This is a genomic window from Curvibacter sp. EU05-FHT14A10 (assembly GCF_058791075.1).
Window position 1 is genome coordinate 32269 of the sequence record NZ_JBYTDE010000029.1, and the last position, 11280, is coordinate 43548.

Below are 11280 nucleotides of genomic sequence, written 5' to 3' on the forward strand. Positions count from 1 at the left end.
GATCTTTCAGAACTGGGGTTTGTCCACCAAGGTGCTGAGCGGCAGGTCGGCGATCTCTTGCAGCAGCAGGGCCAGTTGGCGGGCGGCGGCGTCGATCAAGGCGTGGCCCTTGTCGGCGGTGGCGGCGGCGGCGTTGCCGGCGGCGCCGGCGGGGTTGTAGTCTTGCATCTGCCAGCCCAGCTTGGCGCTGCGTCCGTTGCCCAGCAGCGTGTAGCGCGCGGCCCGGTCCTGCGAGCTGCTGTGGAAGTGGCGGGCCTGGGCCATGTCCACCCGTTCGGGCTGGAGCGCCAGCATCATCGAGGTCTCGATGTCGCCGGCGTGGATGCCGAAGCGATGCTCTTCGGGCCCGAACTGGGCCTCCAGTTCGGGGGACAGCGGCAGGTTGAACCAGCTGCTGCTGTAGACGATCAGGTCACAGCGGCTGCGCAGCTCGCGGGCCACGATGTCGAGCACGCTGACCTGCCCGCCATGGCTGTTGAACAACAACAGCTTGCGAACCCCGGCGCGGGCCACGCACTCGCCCAGCTCCACCCACAGCCGGATCAAGGTCTCGGGCGACAGCGTCAGCGTGCCCGCAAAGCGCTGGTGTTCAGGGCTCAGGCCCACCGCCTGGGTGGGCAGGAACAGCGTTGGCAGCGCGGCGGGCAGGTAGGCCTGGCTGGCCGCCACGATGCCCTCGACCAGGGCCGTGTCCACGTTCAACGGCAGGTGCGGGCCATGCTGCTCGATGGCCGCCACCGGCAACACGGCCACCACCTCGGCGGCCTCGCCACTGGCCTGCAGGTGGGCAAAATCACGGGCACTCAGCTCGGCCCAGAAGCGCGATGGAAGGATCATTCGAGCATCTTAGATGCGTTGTGGCCCTTCCATGAGCGCCTGCAAGCAGGTGCACCCGGAGCCGATTGCCCTGTCAACTCGGTAGCACCCTTCGGGGTGCCCGTAGATTCTTCATGCGAGGCTTGCCTGGCGGGCGCTACGCCGTCGCAGCCCGCCAAGGCCCAACCCTGCCGTTCCCAGCCCAAGGAGCCAGATCATCAAGCCATTCAGCGTCGGCACACCAGTGGCTGAGGCGATCGGCACGGCAAATACCGGGTCCACGATGGTGCCGTTCACCGTCAAGTCGTCGTCTCCCATCTGGCCATCGCTCACGTCATAGGTCGCCGTGTTGCCGCTGATCAACAGGTTGTTCGGTGCGTACCAGACGCTGTTGCCCCCTGAGGTGGGGGTGGGACCGTACTTCATGAGGGTCATGCCGGAAAGGCTGGGGAAGGAGACCGTGACACGGACGGTTTCGCCACCGACGTCGCATCCTGTCAGCCGCCAGCGATACCCCCCATGTGGAAAGTTCATGCTTCCGTGGTACGCGGCTGCCGGGCTGATGCTGCCCGACTGGGCCGAGTCAAAAGCGCAACCGCCACTGCCATTCAGCAAGACCGCGTTGACCGTGCCCGTTTGCGTGCTGGTCATCACCACCGGGGCCTGCCTGTGAGCGAATGAAATGCTGACCAGACATGCGTGGGTGATTGGGCTGGTGGTGTACAGCGTTCCGCTGAGGGTGCCATCGCAACTACCGCCCACGCTGGCTGTGTTGCCGGCCTGTGGTGTGACATTGAATTGGACTGCAGTGTTGTAGGCCACAACCTGAGGGGTGCTGGGGGACACGGTGCCGTTGGCGTTGAAGCTGGGTGTCACCACATAGCCGCGACCCACGGTGCAGGCGTTGCTCGCGGTGCTGGTGCCACCACCGCTACCGTTGCAGCCCCAGCTGTATTGGGATGTGGTGGCCGAAACGGCTGTCGCGGTCCCGGCGCTGCAAAGCCCCGTCGCAGGAGGCGCGGTCTGCAATCCGGCACCTGCCGCACAGACACCGTTGACCAGGCTGCCGCCCGAGGTCAACAAGAGAATCTGGCCGGCATCCCCCGTTCCCGCGTTGATGTCCGCGCCGGGGCTGCCATTGTTGGCGGATGAGTAGGACAGTACGGTCACGTCCGGGCTTGCATAGCTGGCGCCACCACCGCCGCCTCCGCCACTCATCGGGATTCCCATGTAGCTGTAGTTACCGCCACCGCCACCACCTCCGCCTCCGCCATAGCCACTGCCGCCACTGCCGCCCAGCCCGCCTAGCCCCATCACCTGGCCACCACTGCCGCCACTGACGATCGCCACGCTGGTGGTCGAACTTCCGTTGAGCCCGGCGCTCCCACCAGCCACACCAAGCCCGCCTGTGCCACCGATGCCCGAGTTGCCTCCAGCCCCTCCGGTGCCGACGCCATTGCCGCCTGTTCCGCCGTGACCGCCCCCCCCTGCACCACCAGCAACCGACAGTGCCGCACCGCCGCCGCCCCCGCCCGCACCAGCGATCACCAGGGCCGTACCGTTCTTGAAAATCGAGGAGGCCGCGCCGCCAGCATGGAGGCTGCCGCCAGCACCGACAACCAGGTTCCACACTTCGCCGGGAACAGCAGGCAGGTTGACCATCATGGTGTCACCCGCACCGCCCGCACCGCCCCGGCCACCCGAGGCGTTGGCACCGGCGCCGCCGCCGGCACCGCTCACGGCAGCCATGACCGAGCTGACCCCGGGGGGTATCGTCCAGGTATAGTTGCCCGGCGAGGTATAGGCTTGGGTGTAGCCGCTTGTAACCAACTTGAAAGTGACGGAGATGTTGCAATCGGCCATCACCGCGTTGCTGGTGAAGACGTTGCCGTTGAGACTGCCACCACAAGTGCCCCCCACAGCATCGATCGCGTAGCCGGGGGCGGGACTGATGGTCAATTGAGCCGGGGTGTTGTAGGCCACAGTCAATGGCCCTGCAGGCGAAACAGTGCCATGGGCACCCACGGCCAAGTTTGCGGTGTAACCGCGTTCCACCGAGCACGCGTCTGCCGCCGTGCTGCTGCCGTTGCCGGCGCCGGCGCAGGCCCAACGGAATCGAGAGGCGGTACTGGTGATCGATGACGACAGACCCGTGGCGCATAGACCCGTGCTGGGGATGCTGGTCACCGGCCCTGCCGGCGTGCCGCACACCCCGTTGATGTCCATCACGGTGTAAGTCACCTCGATTGAGCCATTGCCACCCGGGCTGCCTGCTGCGCCGCCATTGCCAGCCACGGCAAAGCTGACCCCTGTCATCGAGGCGTCCGCATGACTGGAGCCGCCGCTGCCACCGCCTCCTCCGCCGCCACCATAGTTCCAGTTGTTGAAGCCCGGTCCACCACGACCTGCCGGGAAACCGCCACCACCGCCGCCACCGCCGCCACCGGTGCCATTGCCACCCTCGACCCGTCCGCCACCCTGCCCTCCGGAGCCGTGGCCAATGCCGCCGTTGGCACCGACCTGAGGTCCACCGATGACGATGCCAGGCGTCCCGTTGCCACCGGCATAACCCGAAGCGAAGGTCCGATGGTCACCTGGTGTGGCACTGGCATCCCCTGTCAGGCCATCGGCACCTGTGGAGCTGCCTGCTCCACCCCCGTCGCCCCCCCGACCAGCGCTGCCGTTGTAAGCATCGCCACCGCCGCCTCCCCCGCCAGCAATCAGCATTCGAGCCGGGGTCACCTGGGCCGGGGACAAGAAGGCAGAACTGCCGCCGCCGCCGCCGCCACCAAGGTTGGCTGTTGTATTGGCGCTGCCGCCGCTGCCCACCACCCAGGTCCAGTTGTCGCCGGAGGTCACGGCCACTGTCGCAGTCACCTTGCCACCGTTTCCACCGGGGCCGCCCGTGCTCCCGCCGCCGCCGCCAGCGCCGGTCACGGCGACCTGGATCGAAGACACGCCCGGTGGAATGGTCCAGGTACTGGAGCCCGGGGTTGAGAAGGTCAGGGTGGTAGCCCCCAGCCCCGACACATGAAACAACGCAGCACACAGCAAGGCCGCTTTGACCCTGCCAAGAAACCCGTTCGGCATGAAATCGACACTCCCTGATTCATCGGCAGTTCGATACCGAATGTTTATTTGTAACAATTTTGATGATAAGGGGAAACACCGCCTTCACGGCAGCATGGCCGCTGATCATGGGTCGTGGGGCGAAACGGAATAGGGGGATCGCAGGCAAGTCGAAGGTCTTGGGAGCACATGCCGATGTGCGCAATGCAGAACAGGTGATGGCGCCTGGAAGACGGGTCATTCTTCGCCTCCAGAATTGACCAATATCACCAATAAGCGCGTCACAACCCGTTAGGATGCAGGCCCATACCCACCCAAGCCCATCACAAGTGCCCGTTGATCTGAAATCCAAGCTGCAGTCGGCGCTGTGGACTGCCGTGATTTATGCCGCTACGGGCTGGCTTTCCTTGCAGATCTGCATCCCGCCGGACTATGTCTCGCTGATGTTCCTGCCGGCGGGCGTGGCCTTGGGCATGGCACTGACCCGGGGCCCCTGGGCCTTGCCCGGGGTGGCGCTGGGCTCGCTGGTGGTGCAATGGCTGGCGGCTCAGCAGGCGGGCCTGGAGGGCGGTCTGTCCTGGACCCTGTTGGTGTCCCCTGTGGGCGCCGCGCTGCAGGCCTGGCTGGGAGCCTGGCTGGCGCGCCGCTGGGTGGGCTACCCGGATCCGGTCGAGACGCCGCAGCGCGTGATGCTGCTGTTGCTGGGCGTGGGGCCGTTGAGCACGCTGGTCAACGCCAGTCTGTCGGTGCCGGTGCTGGTGCTGTCGGGCCTCATTCCGATCGACGAGGCCATCTTCAGCTGGTGGACCTGGTGGCTGGGTGATGCGGTGGGCGCCGTGCTGGGCTTGCCCCTGCTGCTGGTGTTCCTGGGGCAGCCTGCCGTGGCCTGGCGGGCGCGGCGGCTCAGCGTGGCCATTCCCCTGTTGCTGGCCATGCTGGTGGTGGGGACGGTGGTGTTCGAGACCAAGAACTGGGAAGACCAGCGCATTCGCAGCCAGCTGAACCAGTATGCGCATGAGTTGGGCGGGCTGCTGCAGCGCCGCCTGGACGCCCAGAACGACAGTGTGCAGGCCATTGCCCGGGTGATGCAGATCAGCCGCACCGCGCCCGAAATCTCCCAGCCTGAAGCCCAGACCGACTTCTCCATCACCGTGCGCCATTGGCTGGACCGCTATGGCGGCACGCAGAATTTCGGCTGGAGCCCGCTGGTTCTGCGGTCCGGCCGTGCCGCCTATGAAGCCGACCGATGGCCCATCAAGGGCCGCTCAGCCACGGGCGAGACCTTTGCCGCAGCCCAGCGCGACAGCTACCTGCCCATCACACTGATCGAGCCCCTGTCGAGCAATGCCCAGGCCCTGGGCCTGGATGTGGCCGTGCTGCCAGCCACGGCCAATTCGGTGGCCGGCACCCGCACCACGGGCCAGCCCCGCGTGAGCGAGGGCATCCGACTGGTTCAGGAGGTGGGCGAGCAACGCGGCGTGGTGATGTACCAGGCCGTGTTCCTGCCCAACAGCACTGTGCTCAAGGGGGTGGTATCAGCGGTCTTTCGCATGGATGACGTGCTCCAGGCGCTGGGCACGTCGAGCGCTGGCGTGCAGCCCGAGAGTTGCCTGCTCGACCCGCAGGCCGCCGCAGGCAACCGCCGCCTGGCAGGCCCGAGCGGCTGTGATGCAACAGACTGGGCCCACGTGCCCATGAGTGTTCAGTTGCCGGTGCAGTTCGGCGGGCGTGACTGGTTGCTGCTGGTGCGCGCCAATGCCGGTTTTCTGAACCAGGCGCGTGACCTCAGCGCCTGGGCCATGGTGGCCCTGAGTCTGCTGTGTGTGGGTTTGCTGGGGGCGTTTCTGCTGGTCATCACCGGCCAGACCCGGCGCACCCAGGCCCTGGTCGAGCAGCGCACGCTGGAGCTGGCCGCGCTGGCCCATTACGACAGCCTCACCGGCCTGCCCAACCGCAGCCAGTGGGTCTCGCGTGGCCAGGCCGAGCTGCAGCAGGCCCTGCAAGAACACCAGTCACTGGCCGTGCTGTTCCTGGACCTGGACCACTTCAAGCACATCAACGACACCCTGGGCCATGCGCTCGGTGACGAGCTGCTGCAGGCCGTGTCGCAGCGGCTCCAGCCCTGCCTGGAAAGTCACCACATGCTGGCGCGCATCGGGGGCGACGAGTTCGTGGCCCTGCTGCCCCAGCTGCAAGGCCCCGACGAGGCCGCCCAGGTGGCCGAGCGTCTGCGCCGGGCGCTGCAGGCCCCCTTGTACATCCAGGGCCATGAGATCAACCTGTCGGCCAGCATCGGCATCGCCTGCTACCCGCAGGACGGCGACAACCTGGACCACTTGCTCAAGCACGCCGACACCGCCATGTATGTGGCCAAGGATGCCGGGCGCAACGGCTACCAGTTCTTCATGAAGGAGATGAACGCGCGCGTGTCGCGGCGCATGTTCCTCGAAAACAACCTGCGCCGCGCGCTGGAGCGCGACGAGTTGTTCCTGGTCTACCAACCCCAGATCGATGCCGCCAGCGGGCAGGTGGCGGGGGTCGAGGCCCTGGTGCGCTGGCGCCACCCTGATGAAGGCCTGATCCCGCCTGACCGCTTCATTCCGGTGGCCGAGGATTGCGGCCTGATCGAGCCTCTGGGGGCCTGGGTGCTGCACCAGGCCTGCCGTCAGTTGCAGGACTGGACCCAGCTTGGCGAGATGGACCTCATGATGGCCATCAACATCTCGCCCATGCAGTTCCGCAAATCGGGCTTCATCGACACCGTGCGCCATGCGCTGAGTGCCAGTGGCGTGGACCCGGCACGCATCGAACTGGAGATCACCGAAACCCTGCTGATGCAACCGCTGAAGGACCTGGACAACCGCCTGCGCGAATTGGCCGACATGGGCCTGACCTTCGCGCTGGATGATTTTGGCACCGGCTACTCCAGCCTGGGCTACCTCAAGCGCCTGCCCATCTCGCGCATCAAGCTCGACAAATCCTTTGTGGCCGACCTGCCCGGCGACGTGGAGGACGAGGCCATCACCCGGGCCACGCTGTCCATGGCCAAGGACCTGGGTTTGCGCTGTGTGGCCGAGGGCGTGGAGACCGAGGCCCAGCAACGCTTCCTGACGGAGCGTGGCTGCGACACCTTGCAGGGCTACCTGTTTGCCCGACCCATGCCGGCTGACGAATGCCGTGACTGGCTGCGCCGTTACCGGCGTGGCCAGCTGCGGGCGACCGTGGCCGAACCGCTGCGGGCCTGAGCTGACCGATGCCCCGGGCTCCGGCCGGGGCCGCGGCCCCTGTCAGCCCAGGCTCAGCTGCAAGGTCTCGGCCAGGGTGGCAAGTTCGCAATCGATGGCGGCACCCGCGGGCGGATGCCGTTCCAGCACCACGAAGCTGCCCGCGTCCACCGCCAACAGGGCGTGGTGCCAAGTGCCGGGGTGCAGCAGCACGCCCTGACGGCCATTGCTGATGAAGGCTTGTACATCGTCGGGCCCCGGCAGCGCATTGGGCCGGGCCACCACCACCACGAAGCGCGCCCCTTCCAGCGGGATGAAGGTCTGGCTGGCCAGGGTGTGGCGCTCCAGCACATCCAGGGGCAGGGGAAAGCGCCGGGCCTCGGCGCTGTAGATGGCCAGGCCCGCCTGCCCGCCGGCCTGCTCGAAACGCAGGTCCAGCGGCAGATCGAGGCGCCAGCAGCTGTGGTCATTGATGGGGCGCGCCTGCGCCGGCGGCGTGCCAAAGCCCTCCAGCACGGCACCAAAAGGGGCAAACGCCGAGGCACTCAGCGGCTGGGGCCGCAGCAGGGTGGGGGTCAGACAACTCATGCCGCCCAGGCAAGCATGGGGCGTGCCTGCCCTCGTGCGGCCGGGGGCCATCCCGGGTTCAGGCCTGGCGCTGTCGCCCGATCAGCTCGTCGAGCTGGCGCGCGATTTCCTGTTCGATCTGGTCCTTGAACGAGCCCAGCAGAAAGCCCAGCGTGGCCTGCAGCTCGAAACGCTCGGCGTTCACCCGCAGCGTGCCCTGCGCACCGGCCCGGCTGAAATGCAGCACATCTTCGGCGTCGCTCTCTTCGTAGCGGCAGCTCATGTCCAGTTTGCGTTCGGCCTTTTCGGCCCAGCCTGTGGCCACCTCGCGGGCGCCGTTCAGGCCCAGCTCATGGTCGCGGTGGATGTGGATGTCGGGCAAGTTCAATCTCCGGCAGAAGGGGTGGCCGATGATACCGGTGCGGGTGCCTGCAGCCGGCGCAGGCGCTCGGCCTCAGGCTGACGAGCCAGTTGTCGCACGGCCTCGTAAAACAGCGGCCAGGCCTGCTCGGGCTGGCGCTCGTGCTGCTGCTCGAACAGGGCCTCGAAGCCCGGCACCAGCGCGTCATAGGCGGCCAGTGCGCCAAAGGCCGCATTGTTGGCGTTCGCCACCCAGGCGTCGTAGGCGGCCTGCCGGGGTGGGTCGATCTGCCAATGGCGGCGCATTTCGGCGTACTGACGGCGGAAATCCGCCATGACCTCGGCTTTCTGCTGCGCCAGGTCGGCGGGCTTGCGGCCTGGCTGGCGAGCCCCGGCATACACCGCCTCCAGGCGGGCCCGCGTGGCCCGGGTCAGTTGGCGAAAGCCCAGGCGCTGGGCTTCGCTCTGGGCATAGGTTTCGCGCGCCGCCGGGCTGGCGGCCTGGGCCAGCCATTGGCGCACACCGATCAGCTCGACCGCAGTGGCAAAAGATTCGTTGAAGGGGGTGTCGCCGTTCAGGTAGACCACCTGATGCGCCAGCTCGTGGAAGATCAGCCGGGCCAGTTCACCTTCGGGGTACTGGATGAAGGTGTTGAGCAGCGGGTCGCCCCCGGCCCAGTTGAGCCAGCCCAGGGTCGAGTAGGCCGGCACGCCGTAGACATGGGTTTCCAGCCCCTGCTCACGCAACGTGGCCGCTTCGGTACGGGCCTCCTGCACATCGAAGTAACCTCGGTAGCCGATGCAGCCCGTGACCGGGAAGCACCAGGTGTGCAGCGTCAGGGCATCGGTCGGCGCCGCCGTCACATTCCAGATCACGGCGCTGCGGTGCAGGTCGGCGTAGCGGTGGTAGCTGGCGTTGTCGGGCAGGCCCAGCTGGCGCACCGCGTATTCGCGCAAGGCCTGTGCCGATTGCAACCGGGTTTTGAGCAGGGGGGGCGTGGCCGGGTCGGCCAGCCAGTCGGGGATGGGCCGGGCGGCCTGCATCAGCTGCACATGGCCCCTCGCCGATTGCCAGTAATAACCCAGGGTGCTGCAGCCCGTCAGGCCCCACGCCAGCAGGCAGGCCAGCAGCGCTTGGCGCAGGAAACGGCCAGGCAGGAAGACGGTTGATGTGGACAGATCAGGCGCACGCATGGTCGGATTACAGCATGCGTGAAACGCCTGCAGCCCCAGCAAAAAGGCGCCTGGCCCATTCCGAAATCAGAACAGGCCAGGCGCCTTCACGGCCGCCGTGAGCGGATCTCGCTTACTTGCTCAACTCGGCCTGGGTGGCGGTGTCGAGTTCGCCGGTGGTGGGCAGTTGGCGCGACTTCTGGAACTTGGCCAGTTCACGCTTGGTGCGCGGGCCCATCGAGCCATCGGGCTTGCCGACGCTGAAACCCAGGTCATTGAGCTTCTGCTGAGCTGCCAGCACGCTCATGCCGGCGCCAGCCGCCGGGGCTGCCTTGGCGGCCGGTGCGTTGGGGTTGACGCCGCCGTCCACGTTCAGGCGCCCACCGGTGCCCAGGCCGCCCTTGACGGTCTGGGCCTTGTAGTTCTGCACGGCCTTGACGATGTTGGCGTAAGAGTCGAGGAAGGCGGCCACGATCACCTTGCCCTCGGCGGTGTTGGTGTAACCACCGCCCAGGCCGCCGAAGCCGGCACCCAGGATGCCGCCAAAGGCACCGAAGTCCCAGTTCTTGGCACTGCCTTCGGCTGCGGCGATCTGCACGCTGGAGCGGTTGTCGTCCAGGGTCAGCAGGGTGCTGGCTTCCTTGGCGCTCATGCTGCCGCCCACCAGGGCACCCACGGGGCCCAGCAGGCCACCGACTGCCGCACCGGCGCCACCGGCGTTGTTGTTCGAGAAGGTGATCGAGGGGGTCAGCGAGTAGTCGGCCGACACCATCTGGCCCTTGCCGAAGTTGGAGTTGTTGCGCAGTTCACCCGATTGGGCCAGGGCGCGTTCCTGCATCATGTTGTTCATGGCGCGACCCCGGTCCACCACCACGAAACAGTTCGACTGCTGGATCAGCAGCTTGAGCACCGGGGTGGTCGGGCCCAGGTGGCGTTGCTGCGTCAGCATCACGTACCAGGGGGCATTGGTGTCTTCGACGATGGCGATCGTGCCCAGCGTTTCTTCGCAGCGTGGCAGCTTGCTGTTGGCGCCCTGGCTGTTGGCACCACCGGCCGAGCCGGTGGCTTCGGTCTTGGCGGCGGCCGAGCCGGTTTCCATGGTGGCGCAGCCAGACAGGGCGGCCAATGAACCGGCCAGGGCCAGCAGCGTCAGTTGATGGGGGAATTTGAAGGCCATGAAATGAACTCTAGTGAATAGCGCATGTCGGGCATGCGGGTGTTGGAATGGTTCGGGTGTCCCCTGATGCTTGTGCCTGTCGGCAAAGACCTCGGGATGCTAACGCGAGGTACACAAGGTTTACAAAAAATTTCGCAACGCACATCAGCGTTCAACCTGATAGGAAATGAAAACGTGGGAGTGCTTGAGTTGGGGCAAGCTTTTCGAGCCTGGACTGGGTCGCCGCGTTGCAGTGATGCAACAATCAAACACCGGGCCCGACCGAGGGGCCCCGCTCTGCACCGCCCCCGCGGCGAGTGGATCACCGTCATTCCGCCGCGCTGCGGCACTGGGGAAGAACCACCATGCTTTACAAGTTCAAGTCCAAATCCACGGCCGACCTGATCATGCTGGAGCCCAACGGGCGCAGGGTGCTGGAGATCATCGGCAAGACGCCAGGCCCGCAGGGCATCATCCTGTCGTCCCAGATCGCGGCCGCCGTGGGCGCCCTTGAGTCCGCCGTGGCCGCCGAGGATGCGCTGGCCGCCCAAGCCCGGGCCGAGAACCCCGAGGAAGACGAGGAGACCGCCCGGCCCCAGGGGGTGTCACTGCGGCAACGGGTGGCGCCGCTGATTGACATGCTGCGGCGCAGTGAGCGGGAGGGGCATGATGTGACTTGGGGAGTGTGAAGGGGGGCTGACTTGGCGGTCAGTGCGCGTGGGGAGTGGCCACCATGGGTGATGGTGCCTTGTCCACTGGGTTGTGGTCTTGTTGCGCCGCTTCGCTCTGTTCCTTCGGCTCTTTGTTGAAGGTCGGAGGCCGGGATTGCGCCCCGGCAGGCGCCTCACTTTCTTTGCTTCGCCAAAGAAAGTAAGCAAAGAAAGGCGACCCGACGTGCACGCCCTGCTGCGCAGG

General features: G+C 66.7%; 9 protein-coding genes. 2 read left to right on the plus strand and 7 right to left on the minus strand.

Annotated elements, in window-relative coordinates; all coding sequences use genetic code 11:
• Positions 1-6 precede the first annotated feature (6 nt).
• Both AC3WUT_RS28890 and AC3WUT_RS28895 read right to left on the minus strand, forming a co-directional pair.
• Positions 7-837 carry a creatininase family protein gene (locus AC3WUT_RS28890; RefSeq protein WP_492350517.1) on the minus strand — a complete coding sequence of 277 codons (831 nt, stop codon included), beginning with the start codon at positions 835-837 and terminating at the stop codon, positions 7-9.
• 111 nt (positions 838-948) lie between these two features.
• Positions 949-3906: a choice-of-anchor U domain-containing protein gene (locus AC3WUT_RS28895; RefSeq protein ID WP_492350518.1), complete on the minus strand. Its 2958-nt coding sequence runs from the start codon at positions 3904-3906 to the stop codon at positions 949-951.
• 308 nt (positions 3907-4214) lie between these two features.
• Here AC3WUT_RS28895 and AC3WUT_RS28900 point away from each other — a divergent pair, with 308 nt between their 5' ends.
• Positions 4215-7130: a bifunctional diguanylate cyclase/phosphodiesterase gene (locus tag AC3WUT_RS28900; RefSeq protein WP_492350519.1), complete on the plus strand. Its 2916-nt coding sequence runs from the start codon at positions 4215-4217 to the stop codon at positions 7128-7130.
• Between the two features lie 42 nt (positions 7131-7172).
• On the opposite strand, the gene AC3WUT_RS28905 is transcribed toward AC3WUT_RS28900, so the two are convergent.
• The 4 genes from AC3WUT_RS28905 to AC3WUT_RS28920 all read right to left on the minus strand — a co-directional run bounded on the left by AC3WUT_RS28905 (position 7173) and on the right by AC3WUT_RS28920 (position 10386).
• Positions 7173-7697, minus strand: a complete 525-nt coding sequence (locus AC3WUT_RS28905; RefSeq protein WP_492350520.1) for an ureidoglycolate lyase — start codon at positions 7695-7697, stop codon at positions 7173-7175.
• Positions 7698-7755: 58 nt separating this feature from the next.
• Positions 7756-8058, minus strand: a complete 303-nt coding sequence (locus tag AC3WUT_RS28910; RefSeq protein ID WP_492350521.1) for a polyhydroxyalkanoic acid system family protein — start codon at positions 8056-8058, stop codon at positions 7756-7758.
• Between the two features lie 2 nt (positions 8059-8060).
• Positions 8061-9230, minus strand: a complete 1170-nt coding sequence (locus tag AC3WUT_RS28915; protein WP_492350522.1) for an aminopeptidase — start codon at positions 9228-9230, stop codon at positions 8061-8063.
• Between the two features lie 112 nt (positions 9231-9342).
• Positions 9343-10386, minus strand: coding sequence for a peptidoglycan-binding protein (locus AC3WUT_RS28920; RefSeq protein WP_492350523.1), 1044 nt, complete (start codon positions 10384-10386; stop codon positions 9343-9345).
• A gap of 344 nt (positions 10387-10730) precedes the next feature.
• Between AC3WUT_RS28920 and AC3WUT_RS28925 the strand changes: the two genes are divergently transcribed.
• Complete coding sequence (locus AC3WUT_RS28925; RefSeq protein ID WP_492350524.1) at positions 10731-11054, plus strand: DUF1840 domain-containing protein; 324 nt, start codon at positions 10731-10733, stop codon at positions 11052-11054.
• Between the two features lie 19 nt (positions 11055-11073).
• On the opposite strand, the gene AC3WUT_RS28930 is transcribed toward AC3WUT_RS28925, so the two are convergent.
• Positions 11074-11280 (minus strand): hypothetical protein (locus AC3WUT_RS28930; RefSeq protein ID WP_492350525.1); only part of this gene is annotated, 207 nt, incomplete at its 5' end.